This is a genomic window from Aureimonas populi, from assembly GCF_017815515.1.
In the GTDB taxonomy this organism is placed as follows: domain Bacteria; phylum Pseudomonadota; class Alphaproteobacteria; order Rhizobiales; family Rhizobiaceae; genus Aureimonas; species Aureimonas populi.
The window spans coordinates 3,309,944-3,327,688 of sequence record NZ_CP072611.1; the positions used below are offsets into that span (position 1 = coordinate 3,309,944).

Annotated in this window: 24 protein-coding genes; 6 read left to right on the forward strand and 18 right to left on the reverse strand. The window is 71.4% G+C overall.

Going from position 1 to position 17,745, the window contains the following annotated elements; all coding sequences use genetic code 11:
- Nucleotide 1: 1 nt before the first annotated feature.
- From J7654_RS15730 to J7654_RS15795, 14 genes are all read right to left on the reverse strand, one after another.
- The gene (locus tag J7654_RS15730) at nucleotides 2-226 is read right to left on the reverse strand and encodes a rcc01693 family protein (protein ID WP_209736810.1); all 225 of its coding nucleotides are present in this window, start codon (nucleotides 224-226) and stop codon (nucleotides 2-4) included.
- Complete coding sequence (locus tag J7654_RS15735) at nucleotides 223-555, reverse strand: gene transfer agent family protein (protein ID WP_209736811.1); 333 nt, start codon at nucleotides 553-555, stop codon at nucleotides 223-225. Before J7654_RS15735 ends, J7654_RS15730 begins: the two co-directional genes overlap by 4 nt.
- Nucleotides 556-558: 3 nt before the next feature.
- A complete protein-coding gene (locus J7654_RS15740; RefSeq protein ID WP_209736812.1) occupies nucleotides 559-972 on the reverse strand; it encodes a phage major tail protein, TP901-1 family in 414 nt (137 codons plus the stop codon).
- Between the two features lie 79 nt (nucleotides 973-1,051).
- Nucleotides 1,052-1,462, reverse strand: a complete 411-nt coding sequence (locus tag J7654_RS15745; protein ID WP_209736813.1) for a DUF3168 domain-containing protein — start codon at nucleotides 1,460-1,462, stop codon at nucleotides 1,052-1,054.
- A gap of 82 nt (nucleotides 1,463-1,544) precedes the next feature.
- Nucleotides 1,545-1,703 carry a hypothetical protein gene (locus J7654_RS15750; protein WP_209736814.1) on the reverse strand — a complete coding sequence of 53 codons (159 nt, stop codon included), beginning with the start codon at nucleotides 1,701-1,703 and terminating at the stop codon, nucleotides 1,545-1,547.
- Complete coding sequence (locus tag J7654_RS15755; RefSeq protein ID WP_245195529.1) at nucleotides 1,700-2,026, reverse strand: phage head closure protein; 327 nt, start codon at nucleotides 2,024-2,026, stop codon at nucleotides 1,700-1,702. The genes J7654_RS15750 and J7654_RS15755 overlap by 4 nt, the downstream gene beginning before the upstream one ends.
- Complete coding sequence (locus J7654_RS15760) at nucleotides 2,023-2,580, reverse strand: head-tail connector protein (protein WP_209736815.1); 558 nt, start codon at nucleotides 2,578-2,580, stop codon at nucleotides 2,023-2,025. The genes J7654_RS15755 and J7654_RS15760 overlap by 4 nt, the downstream gene beginning before the upstream one ends.
- Nucleotides 2,581-2,652: 72 nt before the next feature.
- On the reverse strand, nucleotides 2,653-3,900 hold the full coding sequence (locus J7654_RS15765) for a phage major capsid protein (protein ID WP_209736816.1): 1,248 nt from the start codon (nucleotides 3,898-3,900) through the stop codon (nucleotides 2,653-2,655).
- Nucleotides 3,901-3,923: 23 nt separating this feature from the next.
- Nucleotides 3,924-4,469, reverse strand: a complete 546-nt coding sequence (locus tag J7654_RS15770) for an HK97 family phage prohead protease (protein WP_209736817.1) — start codon at nucleotides 4,467-4,469, stop codon at nucleotides 3,924-3,926.
- Nucleotides 4,466-4,795, reverse strand: coding sequence for a DUF6107 family protein (locus J7654_RS15775; protein ID WP_209736818.1), 330 nt, complete (start codon nucleotides 4,793-4,795; stop codon nucleotides 4,466-4,468). Before J7654_RS15775 ends, J7654_RS15770 begins: the two co-directional genes overlap by 4 nt.
- 31 nt (nucleotides 4,796-4,826) lie before the next feature.
- Entirely contained in the window at nucleotides 4,827-6,017 is a 1,191-nt protein-coding gene (locus tag J7654_RS15780) for a phage portal protein (protein WP_209736819.1), read from the reverse strand.
- A gap of 97 nt (nucleotides 6,018-6,114) precedes the next feature.
- On the reverse strand, nucleotides 6,115-7,335 hold the full coding sequence (locus tag J7654_RS15785) for a DNA-packaging protein (RefSeq protein WP_209740612.1): 1,221 nt from the start codon (nucleotides 7,333-7,335) through the stop codon (nucleotides 6,115-6,117).
- 86 nt (nucleotides 7,336-7,421) lie between these two features.
- Nucleotides 7,422-7,739: a hypothetical protein gene (locus J7654_RS15790; RefSeq protein WP_209736820.1), complete on the reverse strand. Its 318-nt coding sequence runs from the start codon at nucleotides 7,737-7,739 to the stop codon at nucleotides 7,422-7,424.
- A 127-nt stretch (nucleotides 7,740-7,866) separates the two neighbouring features.
- The gene (locus J7654_RS15795; protein ID WP_209736821.1) at nucleotides 7,867-8,355 is read right to left on the reverse strand and encodes a YcgN family cysteine cluster protein; all 489 of its coding nucleotides are present in this window, start codon (nucleotides 8,353-8,355) and stop codon (nucleotides 7,867-7,869) included.
- 158 nt (nucleotides 8,356-8,513) lie between these two features.
- Here J7654_RS15795 and J7654_RS15800 point away from each other — a divergent pair, with 158 nt between their 5' ends.
- The 3 genes from J7654_RS15800 to J7654_RS15810 are packed head-to-tail and all read left to right on the forward strand — an operon-like array spanning nucleotide 8,514 to nucleotide 11,873.
- Nucleotides 8,514-10,673 carry a transglycosylase domain-containing protein gene (locus J7654_RS15800; protein ID WP_245195530.1) on the forward strand — a complete coding sequence of 720 codons (2,160 nt, stop codon included), beginning with the start codon at nucleotides 8,514-8,516 and terminating at the stop codon, nucleotides 10,671-10,673.
- Between the two features lie 23 nt (nucleotides 10,674-10,696).
- Nucleotides 10,697-11,284, forward strand: coding sequence for a DUF1214 domain-containing protein (locus tag J7654_RS15805; protein WP_209736822.1), 588 nt, complete (start codon nucleotides 10,697-10,699; stop codon nucleotides 11,282-11,284).
- Nucleotides 11,277-11,873, forward strand: a complete 597-nt coding sequence (locus tag J7654_RS15810) for a DUF1254 domain-containing protein (protein WP_209736823.1) — start codon at nucleotides 11,277-11,279, stop codon at nucleotides 11,871-11,873. The genes J7654_RS15805 and J7654_RS15810 overlap by 8 nt, the downstream gene beginning before the upstream one ends.
- On the opposite strand, the gene J7654_RS15815 is transcribed toward J7654_RS15810, so the two are convergent.
- Nucleotides 11,870-12,049, reverse strand: coding sequence for a hypothetical protein (locus J7654_RS15815; protein WP_209736824.1), 180 nt, complete (start codon nucleotides 12,047-12,049; stop codon nucleotides 11,870-11,872). The two genes, J7654_RS15810 and J7654_RS15815, sit on opposite strands and share 4 nt — an antisense overlap.
- Before the next feature lie 136 nt (nucleotides 12,050-12,185).
- Here J7654_RS15815 and J7654_RS15820 point away from each other — a divergent pair, with 136 nt between their 5' ends.
- Nucleotides 12,186-13,211, forward strand: a complete 1,026-nt coding sequence (locus J7654_RS15820; protein ID WP_209736825.1) for a hypothetical protein — start codon at nucleotides 12,186-12,188, stop codon at nucleotides 13,209-13,211.
- A 378-nt stretch (nucleotides 13,212-13,589) separates the two neighbouring features.
- Here J7654_RS15820 and J7654_RS15825 read toward each other — a convergent pair whose 3' ends face one another.
- Genes J7654_RS15825 through J7654_RS15835 form a run of 3 tightly spaced genes read right to left on the reverse strand, consistent with a single transcriptional unit; the run spans nucleotide 13,590 to nucleotide 16,332 of the window.
- The gene (locus J7654_RS15825) at nucleotides 13,590-13,922 is read right to left on the reverse strand and encodes a DUF1491 family protein (RefSeq protein WP_209736826.1); all 333 of its coding nucleotides are present in this window, start codon (nucleotides 13,920-13,922) and stop codon (nucleotides 13,590-13,592) included.
- 15 nt (nucleotides 13,923-13,937) lie between these two features.
- Nucleotides 13,938-14,762 carry a peptidoglycan-binding domain-containing protein gene (locus tag J7654_RS15830; RefSeq protein ID WP_209736827.1) on the reverse strand — a complete coding sequence of 275 codons (825 nt, stop codon included), beginning with the start codon at nucleotides 14,760-14,762 and terminating at the stop codon, nucleotides 13,938-13,940.
- Nucleotides 14,704-16,332, reverse strand: coding sequence for a sensor histidine kinase (locus J7654_RS15835; RefSeq protein WP_209736828.1), 1,629 nt, complete (start codon nucleotides 16,330-16,332; stop codon nucleotides 14,704-14,706). The genes J7654_RS15830 and J7654_RS15835 overlap by 59 nt, the downstream gene beginning before the upstream one ends.
- Before the next feature lie 377 nt (nucleotides 16,333-16,709).
- Between J7654_RS15835 and J7654_RS15840 the strand changes: the two genes are divergently transcribed.
- The gene (locus tag J7654_RS15840; protein WP_209736829.1) at nucleotides 16,710-17,240 is read left to right on the forward strand and encodes a DUF5330 domain-containing protein; all 531 of its coding nucleotides are present in this window, start codon (nucleotides 16,710-16,712) and stop codon (nucleotides 17,238-17,240) included.
- 75 nt (nucleotides 17,241-17,315) lie between these two features.
- Nucleotides 17,316-17,738, forward strand: coding sequence for a SufE family protein (locus tag J7654_RS15845; protein WP_209736830.1), 423 nt, complete (start codon nucleotides 17,316-17,318; stop codon nucleotides 17,736-17,738).
- The last annotated feature ends 7 nt before the right edge of the window (nucleotides 17,739-17,745 follow it).

Below are 17,745 nucleotides of genomic sequence, written 5' to 3' on the forward strand. Positions count from 1 at the left end.
CTCATCTCCTCTCGTCGGGAAATCGGCGCATCAGCGCGTGCAGCGCCTCGCGCGTCGGCGGCGCGGCAACGGGGCCCGTGAAGGGCGCCATGGCGCGGGCCAGCTCGCGCGGGGTCATGGTCCAGAAATCGCGGGGGGCAAGGCGCAGGCGTCCCAGCCCCAGCGCCATCGCCTCGTCCCAGGGAAACGCCGCCGCCCCGGTCTCCACCGGCGCGGCGGCGCTCAAGGGTTTGGCGCCGGCTCCGCGCCCCCGAAGGCGGCCTCCAGAAGCTCGGCCGCCACGCGCGCCGCGCCCGCCGCGCCACCCTCGAAGCGCAGCGCCGCCACCGCCTCGTCCTCCACGCTCCTGCCCGCGCCGCGCAACCCGGCGCCCAGGATGCGCATCAGGTCCCGCGCCGAAAGGCGCCCGGAGCCGAACCGCGCCGCCAGCGCCGTGATGCTCTCGGCGGCGAAGGCATCCTCCAGCTCGGCCAGCGCGCCGAGCGTCAGGCAAAGCACCTCCTGCCGCCCGTCGATGATCGCGGCCACCTCGCCGCGCCTGCGGTTCGCCGCCACGGCCTAAAGCGCCTCGAAGGAGAGCGCGCCGGCCGATTCCAGCGTCAGCTCGAAGGCGACCTCGCCATTGTGCTCGCCCGAATATTCCAGCGCCGTCACCTGGAACGGCCCCGTCACGCGCCCGAAATCCGGGATCACCGCCTGGAAGGGCGCGATCCGGCCCTCGAAGAACAGCCGGCGCACCGCCGCGTCGGACTCCGCGTCCTTGAAGATGCCCGAGCCCGAGAGCGAGGCTCGCTGCACGCCCGCCCCGCCCAGAAGCTCGCGCCAGCGCCCGGCGCTTTCGGCGTCCGTCACATCCACCGTCTCGGCGTTGAAGGCGATGCGCCGCGAGCGCAGCCCCGCCACCGTCGCAAAGCTCGCCCCGCCGTCCGGATCGACCCTCAACAGAAGGTCCTTGCCCCTTTGCGCCCCCATGGCCGCTCCTTTCATGGCTCAAAAGAAAAGGGCGGCCACCGGGCCGCCCTTTCGCTCATTTGGACTATCTGGAAGCCTGTCAGGCAATCGGCTCCGTCACCGCCCGGAATCTCAATATGCCGTGATAGGTGGGCGATTCCGGCTCCTGCCGCGCCTCGGCGAACTGGAGCTGGAGGTTCACCAGCCGGTGCCCGTCCAGCGGCAGCGATGCGTCGTGCAGCTTGGTCGAGACCTTGTCCATGATCTCGTAGGTCTCGCCCTTGGAGCCGCCGCGCGCCCAGACATGCAGCGTCAGGAGGTGCTCGTGCCCGTCCTCCGTGCCTGTGGACCAGTCCATCACCGCCGTGCGGCCGAGCGTCAGATACGGAAAACGCGCCCGTTCCGGCACGTGGTCGAAGATCTTCGGCCCTCCCAGAAGGCCGGTCACGGCCGGGTCGCTCGACAGCGTGCTGACGATCGTGGCCTGCAATTCCGCGCTTGGATGGCTCATCTGCTGTCCTTTCGCGTTGGTCATCACGACCTTAATGATATTGAAATGTGGCGTGAACGACGGCTCATGTCCAGCCGTTGGATCACGTTTCTTCGATCTCGCTCGCCGGCAACGGCCGGCGGAAGGCCTGAGGCCACTCCCTTTCCGCCTCCCGCGCCGCCTCGGCCTGCCGCAGCGCCGCCTCGCGGACGCGCCGGGCGAGGTCTTCCGGAGCAAACACCACGCGCACCGCCGCCTTCACGCCTCCTCCTCGCAGCGGCACACCAGGAAGCGCCGCGTCTCGTCCGGGTCGTGAACGGAGCGGATCAGCATCCGTCGGCCGCGCAGGCGGAAGGCCATGCCACGCGCCACATCCTCCCGGTGCCGCAGGATCACCCGATGCGTCAGCGTACCGATCCGCTGGTCGAAGCGCTCGGCCACCGCCGGACCCAGCGGCTCCAGCCGCACGGAAATCTCCGCCACCTCCCGCCAGTCGTCGCGCGCCCCGCCCAGCGCGTCGCGCACCGTCTCGTTCACCTCCAGCGCCGCGCGCCGGTCCAGCATCCCCGCGTCGAGGAACGTCACAGCCGCACCTGGCGGAAGGGCGCGATCAGCGCCCTGGCGAAGGCCGGCACGATGGCCGGCTGCATCGCCTGCGGCACGATTCCGCGCGTCTCATAGGAAGCCGCGACGATGCGCAGCAGCGCCTGGCGCAACGCGTCCGGCACCTCGGCGGCCGAAAGTCCGGCGCGGAACTCCACCTCCAGCCCGTTCGCCGCCGCGCGCCGAGCGGCAGGCTCCGGCACCAGCCATTCGCGCGCGCCCAGCTTCACCACCGCGACAGTTGCCGGCTCCAGCTCCCGCGCCTCCCCTCTGGGCCCGTAGGCCGTCACTTTCGTCACCTCGCGCACCGGCCCCCGGCGCGGCGCAATCCGCCCGTCCCGCGGCACGTCGGCGCAGAGCCGGAAGCTGCGCGCCCCGAGCGCGAGGCCGGTCTCGTTCTCCACCGTCTCGCGCGCGCCACGGATCAGGGCGCCCACCAGCGCGTCCTCGTCGCCGCGCTCGATCCGGCACCAGTCCTTGGCCTCGGCCACCGTCACCGGCTCGGCCCCGCCGTCCCGCAGGTCGATCAGCGTCATCCGTGCGCCCCCTTGCGTCCTTTCGAAAAAGGCCGGGCGTCGCCGCCCGGCCCGCCCTTCGCGTCCCTTCCGTCAGGCGGCAAAGGTCAGCAGCTTCGCCGCGTCGAAGTCCTGGATGCCGCCGCCCACGCGCTTGGTGGTGTAGAAGAGGACGTAGGGCTTGGCGGAATACGGGTCGCGCAGCACGCGCACGCCCTGCCGGTCGACGACGAGGTAGAAGCGCGCGAAGTCGCCGAAGGCGATGGCGTTGGCGCCGGGCGCGATGTCGGGCATCGCCTCGGCCTCCACCACGGGAAAGCCCATCAGCGTCGCGCGGGCGCCGGCGCTGGCCGGCGGCGCCCACAGATAATTGCCGTCCGCGTCCTTCAGCTTGCGCACAGCGCTCTGCGTGCGCCGGTTCATCACGAAGCTGGCGTTCTGCCGGTAGCCGCCCTTCAGCGCATAGACGAGGTCGATCAGCGCGTCGGCCGCCATGCCGGGCATGAACGCACCATCCGCCCCCGTCGAGACGGTACCCACGCTGCCCCAGCTCCAGTCCGCTTCCGAAACGGTCGGGTAGGTCATGAAGCCGCGCGGCTTGGCGATGCCGTCGCCCGTCACGAAGGCCGCGCCCTCCTGCGTGGCGAAGGCCTGCTCCACCTCCTCGCCGATCCAGCGGTCGATATCCACCGCCGCGTCGTCGAGAAGCGCGGCGGTCGCCGCCGGCATGGCGTAGAGCTCCATGGTGGGGAAGGCCAGCTCGGCCAGTTGCGGCGCTTCGGTTTTCGGCCGCGCATCGGCCTCGCCCACCCAGCCGGTCTGCGCGCCGGAAACGGCGAAGGGCTTCTTCAACACGGCGCTGGAAACCTGCCGCACGCTGGCGATGGAGCGGATGGGCGAAACGCTCGCCAGCCGCCGGCCGATCTCGCTTTCCGTCTCCGGCGGCACGAGGAAGCCGCCATCGGCGCCGGTCAGGCCGCTCATCGCCTTCTCTTCCAGCCGCCGCAGGCGGTTCTCGTCGCCGCCGCGCACATAGGCCTCGAAGGCCTGCCGGTGTTCGCTCGGCCGCGCCTCGCCGGTCTCGAGGCCGCCCAGCGCCGGCCGCGCCTGTTTCAGAGCCAGCCGCTCCAGGCGCTTCTCGTGCTCCTCCAGCGCCTGGGAAAGGCGCTCCACCTTGTCGTCGGTCACGGGGTCGGCGCCCATGCGCTTCTCGATCTGCGCCATGCGCTCGTCATTGGCCTCGCGGAAGCTCTCGAAGGCTTCGATGAACTCGCCGAAGGCGTCGGCCGCCCCGCGCGTGTCGGCCTTGGTCTCCAGGGTGGGGTGGGTGCTGTTGTGCATGGTCGCTCCTCTTGGGGGGTGGTTCAGGATGCGGCGCGCGCGGGGCGCGCCAGCCGCCGCGCGGCCTCGCGGATTCGGCGCGGCAGGTCGCGCCCCCGCGTCTCGGCAAGCCGCGCGAGGGCCTGCATGGGAAAGGTGACGACCGAGATTTCCCAAAGGTCGATCTCGGCGATGCGCCGCACGCCACCCGGCTCGCGCCGGGCCCGGCGCGCCTTGAAGCCGATGGACAGCCCGTCCACGGCCCCGGCGCGGATCAGCTCGAACACGTCGCGCCCCCGGCGCGTGGAAAGCGCGAGCTTTCCCTCCACCAGGAGCCCGCGCGAATCCTCCGCGATGGCGGTCCACACGCCGATGGGCTCGGCCGGGTCGTGCTGCCAGAGCATACGGATGCCCGCCGCCCCGCGCTCCTTCAGCGTGCGGGCGAAGGCGCCGCGCTCGATGCGGTCGCCGGAAGGGTCGGTGCGCTCGAAGAGGCTGGCATAGCCGCGCACGAGCCCGTCCTCGCGCGCGTCCACCGGCCCGGCCGGCCGCGCCGCTTTCGTGCGCTTCACGCTCGGCACGAGGCTCATCGCTTCGCCCCCGCCGGCTGGAACAGCCCGTCGATGAAGCGCGTCAGAACGCCGAGCGCGCCCCAGGCGCAAAGGCTCGCCGCCGCCGAGCCCATCAGCGCCAGTTCGCTGGCCGAAAGGCGCGAGGCGAAGCCGAAATGCTCGGCCAGCATCAGCCCGGCCGGGCCGCCGAAGACGAGGCCCATCACGGCCCCGGCGAGAAAGCGGATCGCCGCCTCGCGCCGGCCGGACGGAAGCAGGTAGGCGACCGAGATCGCCGAGCCCGCCACGGCCCCGAAAAGCTTGGCGCTCAAGAGCGCCAGCGGAGAGATTGGGTCGGCCGTCATGGCGCGTCTCCCTTCCATGAGTGTGAAACCATCAGCGGCGCGGGCCGTAGCCCACGGCCTCGCGCTTCTCGTCCTCGGTCAGGAAATCGGCGGCGCCCACGCGCGCCCACAGCGCCTCGCGCTCGGCGGCCAGCCCCTCCACGCGGTCGGCGTCGAAGCCCAGCCGCATCCCCGTCCCCTCGCGGAAATGGGCGGCCAGGAAGTCGCCCACCGCCCCCGTCAGCCGTGTCAGCAGCGGCAGCACGGTCAGGCGGAACAGCGCCCGGTTGGCCTCGGCGTAATTGGCATAGGTCGCATCGCCCGGAATACCGAGCAGCATGGGCGGCACGCCGAAGGCCACCGCGATGTCCCGCGCGGCCTGGTTCTTGGCCTCGATGAAGTCCATGTCCCTCGGCGAGAGGGCCATGGCCTTCCAGTCGAGCCCGCCCTCCAGAAGCATCGGCCGCCCGGCGCGAGCCGCGCCCGCATAGCCGCTCTCCAGCTCCGTCTTCAGCCGGTCGAACTGGTCGGGCGAAAGGTTGCCGCCCTCGCCGGGCTGGTAGACCAGCGCGCCGGAGGGCCGGGCGGAATTGTCGAGCAGCGCCTTGTTCCAGCGCCCGGCGGCGTTGTGCAGGTCCACCGCGCCCCGCGCGGCCGAGAGCGGCGCGAAGCCCTCCGCGTCGGCCAGCGGATGGAACAGGCGAATGTGCAGCAGCGGCCCCGGCCGCCCGCCCTCGCCCTCCGCCGCGATCCGCCTCACCTGCCGGCCGATGCGGTATTCATAGGCCTCGGGCCAGCCGTCCGGCCCCTCCAGCGCCCGCACCCGGTCGGGCCGCAGCGCATAGAGCGCGCGCGGCTCCTCGCCGATCAGGCTCGCCTCCAGATAGGCGTTGCCGGACAGGAGCAGATGCCCGCACAGCGCCTCGATCAGCGCGGCGCGGTCGTCCAGCCCGTTCGGCCGGCGCAGGAGGTCGAGCATCGGATGCGCCTCCACCTCGCGCCCGCCCTCATAGAGAAGCAGCGGCACCGCCGAGGCGTTCTCGGCGATCAGCCGCACCGAGCGGTAGACCACCGGGTTGCGCATGAAGCCCGCGCGCGCGCCGCCCGCATAGCTGCGTTCGCCCTCCTCGCCGGCCGAGAGGCCCGGGAAGACCAGCGTGCCCGCCGCATAGCCCGCGCTCTTCATCTCGGCCGGCATCGGCGCGCGCGCCATCCACGCCCCGATCATGGATCGCAGCCCCATATCCGTCTCCTGATGCTTCGATGTCGAAAAATTCCCGCCCGGCACGGGCGCAGGCGCTTCGGGCGCCCTCATCCCGAACCTTCGCCCGCGAGCCGTATCAGAGCCCGCGAATGCGCGGCTCGGCCTGCGGCTGGGTCAACGCGCTCACCGCCCAGACCAGCGCGTCCAGCCGGTCGGGAGAGCGCCCGCCGGAGAGCCCGTCCGGCCCGAAATCGGCCATCTCGTCCTCCAGCGCCGCGAAGGCGCCGGCATGGCGCACGCGGCCCTGCTCGTAGAGCGCGGCCACAGGCTCGGCGCGCAGCCATTTGCCCCGGCTGGCGCGCACGGGCCGCACCGGCACGTCGGGGCTCACGGCGCGGATCACCGCCTCCACCATCTCGCCACCCTGGTTCGCCTCGGCCACGATCCGGTCGGCCTGAAGCCGCTCGTAGAGCGCCACCGCGGCCCGCGCCCATTGCGGAGGCTTCAGGCCCTGCCGGCTGGCGTCCGCCAGCACGTAGATCGTCCCGTCCGCCGCCAGCCCGGCCGCCACGATGCCGCAGGCATCGGAGCGCGCGCCCGATCCCGCCGGCGGGTCCACCGCCACCACGATGCGCCGCAGCTCCGGCGCCGCGCGCACCCTCAGGGCGTCGATGCCGGAGCGGTCGAACAGCGCGTCCTCGCGCGCCTCCACCATCTCGCCGTCCAGCTCCTGGCGCCCCAGCCGCGAGCCGCCGTAGCGCCCCTCCATCGCGCTGATGAACCCTTGTGCCAGGTTGGCCGCGTTCTCGGCCGTGCGCATCCGCGTCACCACCGTCCCTTGCTCCTGCAAGAGCCGGCGCAGCAGCGGCACGGCCCTCGGCGTGGTGGTGAAGAGCGCGCGGGGCTTCTCTCCCAGCCGCAGGGCCAGTTGCAGATTGTCGAAACAGGCGTCCGGATGCTTCCACTTGGCCAGCTCGTCGCCCCAGGCGCATTCGAACTGGTAGCCGCGCAGCGCCTCCGGGTCCTCGGAGGAGAAGATCTGCGCCACCGCGCCATTGGAAAAGACCAGCCGGCGGCGCGTGGCCTCGAACACGGGCCGCGCCCGCCAGTCGAGCGAGGCGATGCCGCTCTCGCCCTCGATCATCACCTCGCGCGCATCCCCCAGGGTCTCGGCCAGAAGGCCGATCCGCCCGTGCGGCCTGCGGGCGATGGGCGGCAGGCCCAGCGCCATCGCCCGCACCCATTCGGCCCCGGCCCGTGTCTTGCCCGAGCCGCGCCCGCCCATCATCAGCCATTGCCGCCATTCGCCGGGCGGGGGCAGTTGCTCGGCGCGCGCGAAGCAGGGCCAATCCGGCATCGCGGCGCGCAGGGCGCGGGGCGCGGCCTTGCCGACCTCCCGCTCCAGCGCCTCCCAGAACGCGCCCTCGTCCAGCGCACCGCCGCTCACGCGGCCCCCTCCGCGGGCAGGAGCCCCGCCCCTTTCGCCCGGCGCGCGTCGATGGCGCGCAGCCGCTTCAGCATCTCGCGGCGCAGCTTCTGAGTCTCGGCCGCGTCCTCCTCCTGCCCCGTCACCATCGCCAGAGCCTCCAGCCGCCGCAGCTCCAGAAGCTTCTCCAGCGTGCGCGTCACCTGGCCGATGGCCTCGATGCGCGCCTTCGCCCCGCTCCGGCTCCCCTCGCCATTTTCAGGATTATTGTCCTCCACCTCCGCTTCCAGCGCCCGCGTCTCGGCATCCAGCGCCGCCATGAGCCGATCCGCCATCAACGCCCGGCGCGTCTTTCCGGCCATCCGAACCCCCGAACGCAAAAACGGCCCGCTCCTCTCGGAACCGGCCGTTGCCCGCAATATCTCGACTGTAGCTGAACCCTACCGAACCACCGTCACGGTGTCAAGGAATATTTTCATATTTCTTGGTGGGCCGCATGTCCGGCACCTCGCCCGGCCATGCGGCCAGATGGTCCTCGTAGTCCTCCGGCTCCATGCCCACCTCGCTGACGATGCGCCCGCGCACGGAAACGCCGGCCTCGTGCACCGTGTCGCGGTCCCCGGAAACGAGGTGGTGCCACCAGTAGAGGTCGTGCCCCTCGGCCACGAGCCGGTAGGCGCAGGTGGGCGGCAGCCAGGAGAGCGTGCGCACCTCCTGCGGCGTCAGCTTCACGCAGTCGGGCACCGTGGCCTGCCGGTTCGCATAGTCGGAGCAGCGGCAGCTTTGCCCGTCCAGCAGGCGGCATCCCACATCCGTCCAGTGGATCTGGCCCGTGTCCCAGTCCTCCAGCTTGTTCAGGCAGCAGCGCCCGCAGCCGTCGCACAGCGCCTCCCATTCGGCCGTGCTCAGCGCCTCCAGCGGCTTCTCGCGCCAGAATGGATTGTTGCTCAAATCACGCATCCGAAGGAGTCATTGCGGGGAACATCGGTCGCGGCTTGCCGATAACCGCGAATTGCACATCTAGCAGCCATGAAGGGGCTTATAGTATGACGGGACGAGGGATGGCCATCATCGGCCATGCGTGAACCTCCCGGAGGTGGTCTGTCAGCGTGTCCAAACTGCTTCCCTCCGCAAAGGGCTTCCGCCGCCACCGTCCCTCGCGGCTGATCGAGCTGGATGCATGGCTGGATTCCAGCCTGTGGCGCTTCTTTCACAGCTTTTCGGGCCTCTGGGAATCGATCACCATCTTCTCCCGCCGCTTTCGCACGCGCGGCTTCAACCGGGTCATGGTGGAATTGTCGGGCGAGGCGCTGACGCTGGGGCTCGCGGGCATCGTCGTCCTCCTCGCGCTGGCCCAGCCGGCCATGCGCCACACCGCCGCCGGCCTGCCGGAGCAGACCGACTACTCCGTCCTCTTCCTCGACAGGCACGGCAACGAGATCGGCCGTCGCGGCGTGCTGCGCTCCGACGCGGTGCCCATCGACGAGTTGCCCGACCAGTTCGTCAAGGCGGTGCTGGCCACGGAGGATCGCCGCTTCTTCGAGCATTGGGGCATCGACTTCATCGGCCTCGGCCGCGCGCTCAGCCAGAATGCGCGCGCCGGCGGCGTGGTGCAGGGCGGCTCCACCCTCACCCAGCAGCTCGCCAAGAATCTCTACCTCACCAACGAGCGCTCGCTCGACCGCAAGATCAACGAGGCCTTCATCGCGCTCTGGCTGGAGACCAACCTTTCCAAGCGGCAGATCCTCGGCATGTATCTGGACCGCGCCTATATGGGCGGCGGCACCTTCGGCGCGGCGGCGGCGGCCGAGTTCTATTTCGGCAAGAACATCCGCGACGTGAACCTTGCGGAGTCGGCCATGCTGGCGGGGCTGTTCAAGGCCCCCGCCAACTACGCCCCCCACATCAACCTGCCGGCGGCGCGCGCGCGCGCCAACGTGGTTCTCTCCGCCATGGTGGATTCGGGCTTCATGACGGAGGGGCAGGTCGTCACCGCCCGCCGCAGCCCGGCCAACGCCATCGACCGCACCGGCATCGTCTCGCCCGACTATTTCCTAGACTTCGCCTTCGAGGAGGTGCAGCGCATCGCCCGCCCGATGACGCGGCGCAACTTCATCGCCCAGACCTCCATCGACATGGGCCTCCAGCGCCTCGCCGACGAGTCCATCGACTACCATCTGCGCCAGTTCGGCCGCTCCTACGCGGTGGAGGAGAGCGCCATGGTCGTGCTGGACGACGAGGGCGGCGTGGTGGCGCTGGTGGGCGGGCGCGATTACGGCCTGTCGCAGTTCAACCGCGCCACCCGCGCGCTGCGCCAGCCCGGCTCCTCCTTCAAGCCCTTCATCTACGCGGCCTATATGGAGGAGGGGCACGAGCCGAACGAGGTGGTCGTGGACGGCCCGGTCTCCATCGCCGGCTGGTCGCCGCAGAATTACGGCCGCTCCTTCGCCGGCCGCGTCTCCCTCACCGACGCGCTGGCCCGCTCCATCAACACCATTCCCGTCAAGCTCTCGCAGGCCATCGGCATGCGAAAGGTGGTGGAGGTGGCCAAGGCGATGGGCGTGGAAAGCAATCTTCGGGGCGACAAGACCATGGCGCTCGGCACCAGCGAGGTCACGGTGCTGGATCAGGCCACGGGCTACGCGGTGTTTCCCGCCGGCGGCCTCGAATCGCGCCGCCACACCATTCTCTCATTGCAGGACACCAACGGCGAGGTGGTGTGGACGGCGGCGCGCGACCTTCCGCCCCGCCGCCGCGTCCTCAGCCAGAAGGCCGCGGACGCGATGAACCAGATGATGGTGACGATTCCCGAGCGCGGCACCGCCCGCCGCGCCGCTCTCACCATGACGCGCGCCGCCGGCAAGACGGGCACCACCCAGGGCTACCGCGATGCGTGGTTCGTCGGCTACACGGGCAATTTCACCGCCGCCGTCTGGTACGGCAACGACAGTTTCCGCCCCACCAACAACCTCACCGGCGGCTCTCTGCCGGCCATGACGTGGCAGCGCTTCATGGAAGCGGCCCATCAGGGCATCGAGCTGCGGCCCATTCCGGGCATCGAGAACCCCCTGCCCGCGCCCGGCCAGACGCCCGTCGCGGCGGCCGGGGAGGACGATACGCCGCGCCTCACGCGTCCCGCCAGCCTCACCGCCGCCACGCAGCGTGTGCTTGGCGACATTGCGGGCGCCATGGCCGCCGCCCGCCGGGCAGCGCCCGAGGAGCTGGCCTCCGCAGGAGCCCTGCCCGCGCCCGACCGCGCCGCGCGCTGATCTCGCCGGCATAGCCTCATCCCATGCGTTTCCTGTTCCTCGCCCTTTTCGCCGCAACGCTCTCGATCGGTCTCGGCGGTTGGTCGGCGGCGGTCATGCTGGCCCGCTTCGAGGGGGCCGGCGCCGTCGATGTCGGGCCGTGGCAGGCCAACCGCCTCGCCGGCTCACCGCAGGCGGACCCCTATTCCAAGGCGCGGCTGGCGCGCGACGGCAATCTCACGCTGGGTCTGGCCGAGGGCATCGCCTTTCGCGCGCGGGCCGATTCGGCCGGCCTGGAGCTGCGGCGCGAATGCACCTATCGCGTAGCCGGCGGCCTGCCGCCCGCCCGCGTCTGGACACTGTCCGCCTTCACGCCGGACGGCGCCACCATCGTCCCCGCCGAGGGCCGCCCTCCCTGGCTGGTCTCCAGCGACCTGATGCGCGACGACGCGAACGGTGCGGAGATCCTCGTGAGCGGCCTCGCGCAGCCGGGCAACTGGCTGGCGCTGGAGGGCGGCGGCCCCTTCGTGCTGGCCCTCACCATCTACGATACGCCCGCCTCCACCTCCGGCGGCGCGTCCGAGCTGGCCATGCCGGGCATAGAGCGGCTGGGGTGCTCCGTAGATGGGTAAGGTCCTGCTCGCGCTCCTGGTCGGCCTGGTCGGCGCGGCCATCGTGCATATCGCGGTGATCCTGGCCATGCCGCGCGTGGCGGAGGACAACGCCTGGGCGCGGCTCTCGCGGGTCACCTCGCCCTTTCAGGCAGCCGTGATCTGGGAGGGCGGCGGCCTTCCGGCCGCCGGTCCGATGCGCGCCCGCTTCGCCTTCATGGACCCCGCCTTCATCACCTCGGCCTGCCGCTTCCCGCTCGCGGACGGGCCGGTGCATCTGGAGGCGGGCGAAGCGGCCGGCTTCTGGTCGGCCTCGCTCTATGCGCGCAGCGGCGACAATCTCTACAGCATCAACGAGCGGCTCGCGCCGGACGGGCAGCTCGACCTCGTCGTCGGCACCGCCGCGCAACTGGAAGACGCGCGCGCCGAAGGCCTGCTTGGCGATGACGGCGCCATTCCCATCGGCGTCGAGGCGAGCGAGCTCTACCTCACCCTGCGCGTCCTTGCCCCGACCGCCAGCGAACGCCCCTTCGCGGAACGCTTCGCGCGCTCCCTCTCCTGCATACCGGTCGAGCCGGCAGCCGCCGCGCCCCTTGCCGAGGCGGACTAACCGGCAGCGCCGGCAACGTCCTCCACACCCATGCGCGCCTCCTCCATCCGCTCGCGGCGGATGCAGGGAAGGATCAGAACCTCGGCGCCGCGCACCAGCGGGGGGCGCTCGCGCTCGCGCAGCTTCCGGGCGAAGACCGGCCTCTTCCAGTCATGCATGCTTTCGATCACCGCCATGCCCTGCTCCCTCTCGCTGCCGACGGGCCTCTACTGATGCCTGATGAGGAGCAAAGCATCGTCAAGGTTAACAGCTTGCTAAGATATTGCCGCTAATTGTCGGAGGGACCGAACCCAAGCCCCGAGCCGGAGCGCCATGAAGGAAGCCGCCCCGCGGATCTTTCGATCCCTCGAACAAACCAACGGCGCCCCCGGCTTCGATGCCATCGTGCGCGCGGCGGTCGCCGCCTACGGTTCCCTGCGCACCCCCACCGAAGCGCAGGCGCGTGACCTCGCCCGCCTCGTGGCGCCGCTGTGGCAGAAGGTCTCTCCCGAAACGCAGCGTTCCGTCTCGGCCTCGCTCTCGCACGCGCCGCGAATGCCGCGCGCCCTCGTGCAGCTTCTCCTCGATGCGCCGGTGGAGATCGCCGCGCCCTTCCTGGTCTCCAGCCCCAGCCTGACGGAGGCGGACCTGTCCGCACTCGCCGCGCGCGGGGACGAGCGCCTGAAGCGGATCGCGGAGAGCCGGCGCCGGCACGCCGACGCCATCGCGCCGCCGCAGGCCGCCCGCCCGGCGCCCCGCAGCGAGCCGAGCCCCCTGCCCGAGATCGCCGCCCCGCCGCTCGAAGCTCATACTCTCGAAGAACCCGAACGGCCGGCCCCCGCGCCGGCCCCGCAGGAGCCCTTTGCCACGGCCGCCTTCGTGCGCTCCGCCCTGCGCCGCCTGGCCAAGGCCAGCCGGACGCCGGCGCCCGAGGGGCCGCAGGCGGCCGCTACCCTCCTCCTCCGGGCCCGCTCGCGCGATGCCGCCCGCTTCTACGCCACGCTTCAGGAACTGCTCGGCCTCTCGCTCGACCAATGCGCCCGGATCGAGGCGGATGCGCAGGGGCGCGAGTTGGCCGTGGCGCTGCGCGCGCTCGACATCGGCGCAGCCGATGCACTCGGCATATTGATGATGATGAAGCCGGGCATCGGCCTCGATGTCGGCGCGTTCGAGAGGATGAGGCAGGCCTATGCCGGCCTCGGCCTTTCCGAATCACGCTCCCGGCTGGATGCCGTCAAGCGCCTCGCCCGCAAGGCTGGCTCCACGCGCGCCACCGCCACGCGCAGCGAGGCGCAGCCCCCGCAATTCGGCCGCCGCAAGACCCGCCCCGCCGAAAAGAACCGGGGCCAGGGCTCCTAGCCAGCAGCAAAACGCGCGGGCAGGACCGGCGGGCCATCCAGGCTCCGGTCAGGCCCGTTTGCAGGCGCCAGAACCTCCATGAATCGCGCTGAAGCCATGCGCATGGAGCGAATGCGCGTCCGACGTCAGCGAGCCTTGTGGACCCCCGCCACCCGCCGGCAGCCTGGTCACGCGCGTCGTCGATGCGAAACGGATTGGGATCGAACCCCTTTCGCAAGCGCAGTGTCAGGGCCCTACCGCTCGGCCGACCGGTAGCCCTCATCCTGAGCGTGTCGAAGAACGACGGCGCGTGGCCCCGCCCGTCCCGCTCCCGCCCACTCAGGCAAGCGCCCACGCATAAGCGTAGACGAACGCCCCCCAAGCCGGCCGCAAACGGCGCTACTCCTCCGCAGCGAGATCGAGGTAGCGCTCGGGCTCGGCGGTCTCCACTTCCACCACCCAGAAATCGGGATCGAATCGGGCCTCGCGCTCGAACCGAAAGCGCATCGCCTCCTCGTCTCCCGCCGCCTCGCGCATGAAGCGTCGGCCGTCCTCGCCCGCCATCGTCTGCACGGCCGGGCCGAACAGGGCGATCGAGCCGTCCCGCTGGCGCTGCACCACGAAGATCGCCCCGGCCGCCTCGGCGCCCCGTCGCTCCACGGCGGCGAACCCGCCATCGGCGAAGACGCGGCGCACCAGCGCGGCGACGAAGAACTCGCTCGTCACACGCATGGAAGGCCCCTCCGGTCAGTTGCCAGCGGTCAGCTCCGAAAGCCGCGTCAGCAGCTCGGGCGAAGGCTCGCCCGTCACCTCCATGCCCTCCAGCTCCTGGAAGGCGCGGATCGCCGCGCGCGTCTGCGCGCCCATGATGCCGTCCGCCTTCAGCTCGGCCACGGCGGTCTCGTTCAGCGCGGTCTGGATGCGCCGCACCAGTTCGCGGTCGCTGCCGGCGCCGGGCGCGATTCCGCCCGTCGTCACGTCGCTCATCAGTTCTTCGAGGCTGGCATATTGCTCGCCGTCCGGCCGCGTCTGGGGGCTCGGCGCATCGGTGGTCATCTGCCGGATCTGCGTCAGCAGAAGCGGTGTCGCCATGCCGTCCACGCGCAGGCCCCGCTCGGCCTGGAAGGCGCGGATGGCCCGGTCGGTGGCCTGCCCCGGCCGCCCGTCGATCTCAGCCTGGTAATAGCCGGCCTCCGCCAGCAGCACCTGCACGTCGCGCACCAGCGGCACGGTCATGATGCGCGGGTCGTTGACGGGGCGCCACGGCTCCACCGCCGCCGGCGCGGCGCCGGCCGTGTTCACCAGCTCCACCGCGCGCGTCGCCAGCATCGGCTGCGGGTGTGCGCCCCCCTGCCCGAACAGGGCGTTGGAGGCCACGACGCCGCTCAGCGTCAGGAACGCCGCCGAGCCGAGGAAGGCGAGCGGTCGGGCCGCCACGAGCGAGACGACGCCCAGGCCCGCCGCCGCGACGATACCGCCGAGTGCGCCCAGCGCCCCGCCCGCGACGGCGAGGCTACGCTGTGCGACGGTCGGCTGGGGCTGGCGCTTGGATGTGGTTCTTCTTGCGGGCATCGGTCAAGCTTACGATCTTTTCGGGGACACCGGGAGAGGCGTCGGCGCAATCGATGGGGATGGAGACGCTGGCGGTGGTGCCGATTCCGGGGCGGCTCTCGATCGTGAGCCGGCCGCCGTGAAGCTCGCAGAGCCCCTTCACCAGCGACAGGCCGAGCCCGGTGCCGGGCTGCGCGCCCGGACGGTCCCGGCCGAGCTGCACGAACGGTTCTGCGATGCGCGTCAGGTCGGCCTGCGCGATGCCGATGCCGGTATCCTCTACCACCACCAACTGCCTGCCCCCTTCGATCCGCGCCGAAAGCCGCACGCTGCCCTCCTCGGTGAACTTCACCGCATTGGACAACAGGTTCAGGAGAATCTGGTGGAAGGCGCGCGGGTCCGCATGGATTTCGGCCCCCTTGTCGGGTTCCTGCAGGATGAGCATCAGGCCCTTTCGCTCGGCCTCCGCCTTCACCATCGCCCCGGCGCTTTCCATCGCCTCCCGCAGGGAGAAGCGCTCGGGCGCGATCTCGTAGCGTCCGGCCTCGATCTTGGAAATGTCGAGCAATCCGTTCACAACTTGCAGGAGGTGTTCGCCCGAACGCCCTATCAACTCGACATATTCCTTCTGGCGCGGACTCTCGAAACCGCCGAAATATTCCTTCTCCAGAATGTCGGTGAAGCCGATGATGGCGTTGAGCGGCGTGCGCAGCTCGTGGCTGATATTGGCCAGGAACCGGCTCTTGGCCTCCGAAGCGTCCTGCGCGGCCTTCAGCGTCGTTTCCAGCCGCGCCTCCGCGCAGCGCTCCTGTGTGATGTCGCGCGCGGTTCCCACCACGTGGGTCAGCACGCCGGCTCCGTCGCGCACCGGGGCGAGCGACAGGAGGATCACCTGCTCGCTCTCCTCGCCCGGCAGCAGCCGAAGCTCGGCCCGCGCGGCCTCGCTGCCGCGCCGGAGGTCGGCGAAGGCGTGGAGGAAGGCGAGCCGGTCGTGCATGTGGATGCGATCGAGCGGCAGCGCGTGGTTGCCGTCGGCCGGCAGCGGCCGCCCCTCCGCGTCGAATCGCAGGAGCGGGCCGGAAAGAAGCGCGGGAAGGCTGGCGTTCTCGCGCTCGCGCTCGCCGCTGCCCGCCGCACGTTCGGCCCGGCGGCGCCGGGCATGGCGTGCGGCCAGAACCGCGCCCCCCACGGCAGATGCGCCGAGCGCGAGCCCGCCGGCGACCGCCGCCGGCCCGCCGGAGGCAAGGCCCAGGCCGCCCAGGCCGCCCAGCGTGGCGAACATGCCGGCCAGAACCGGCCCGAGGCGGCCGGTGGCCGAAAGCGCCGCCGCGCCGGAAAGAAACAGTCCCCCGGCCGCCATCGGCGCGAGGATGGTGCCCAGCCCCGCCCCGGAGAAGGCCCCGAGCGGCGAAAGGGCGGCGCAGACGAGGCCGGAGCCGACGAGCCCGGCAAGCACCCTGGCCTGCCCCTGCCGCTCCGCGGGCGTCTCGACGGCGGCGCAGACGAGGCCGTCGAAGGCATGGGCGACGGCGCGCGCAAGCGCGCGGTTCCCGCCCGCGCCCCTTCCCTCCTCGCGCCTCGCTTCCTTCATTCGCACCGTCTCGCTTGCCCGTGGCCGGCGCGCCGCAGCGCCCTGCCGAACTCTTGGGGCGATCCTTGCCCGCAAGCGTTTAAGGAAGGCATAAGTGCCCGTTAACCCGGGGCTAATGCTCGTGACGAAGCCAAGGCGAAACGGCCTCATCTGGCGCGCCTCGTCACAATTCTCTTCCATGTTTAACGAAAGCCTCCGCGCATCGCGGGCCCCGAAATACCGGGGGATAGCGAAGGGAGCGCTCGACGGCCGGGCGACTTTCGGCGCAATTTGAATCAATTCGCCGCCGCGCCCGAAACGCGCTTTTCCCACGCGGCACGCCAGATTGCCGGGGAACAGGGCGTGCCGCGTGGCCGCCCGGGACTGGGACCGGACGCATGCGTTTCCTTCTCAAGATGGGCTTCTGGCTCGCGCTCATCGCCTTCTTCCTCCCCTCGGGCGGCGGGGAGGCAAGTCGGCCGGACGTGAACTATTTTTCCGCCTTCCTCGGCGCTCAGGAGGCGCTTTCCGACATGAGAGGCTTCTGCGAGCGGTCCCCCACCGCCTGCGCGGCGGGTCGGGAGGTCGGCTCCTTCGTGGCGGCGCGCGTCGGCGACGGGCTCGCCTATGCCTATCGCGTCGCGCAGGGCCAGATGCGCGAGGAGCCCTCCATCCTCGCCTCGTTGGATGGCGCGCCGCAGGCCAGCCTCGCCGCGCAGCCCGCCCCCCGTATCGCCGTGGCCGCCTCGCCCGATCCGATGGAGACCGCCGCCGTCGCGGCCGAGCGCGTGCGCAAGGCGGCCGGCCTTCCGCCCTTCGGCGCGCCCCCCGCGCGGGCCGCCGAGGCCGCGCCGGTCTCGCTCGCGGATGCGCCCTTGCCGCCCGCGCCCGCCCGCCTCGCCGTGCCCACCGCCGCTCCGCGCCCCTGACAAGCGCCTCCGGGGGCTTTATATGCCGCACGACAGGCCCCGCCGCTCAAGGGCGCGGCCGCTATGAGGCCCCGCATGAGACGCATCGAGGACATCGAGAGCGACTTCGAGTTTCTCGACGACTGGGAAGACCGCTATCGCTATCTCATCGAGCTGGGCCGGGAGCTTCCCGCCTTGCCGCCCGAGGCGATGACGGAGGAAAGCAAGGTGCGCGGCTGCGCCAGCCAGGTCTGGCTCGTCAGCCGGGCGGATGGCGAGACGCCGCCCCACATCACCTTCGCCGGCCAGTCGGACGCGCATATCGTGCGCGGCCTCGTGGCCATCGCGCTCGCCCTCTTTTCCGGCCGCACCGCCCCGCAGATCGTGGAGACGGACGCCGAGGCCGTCTTCGCGCGCCTCGGCCTTCAGGACCACCTCTCCCCGCAGCGCTCCAACGGCCTGCGCTCCATGGTGGCGCGCATCAAGGAAGAGGCCCGACAGGCCATGGCGGCGGCCTAGCGGCCGT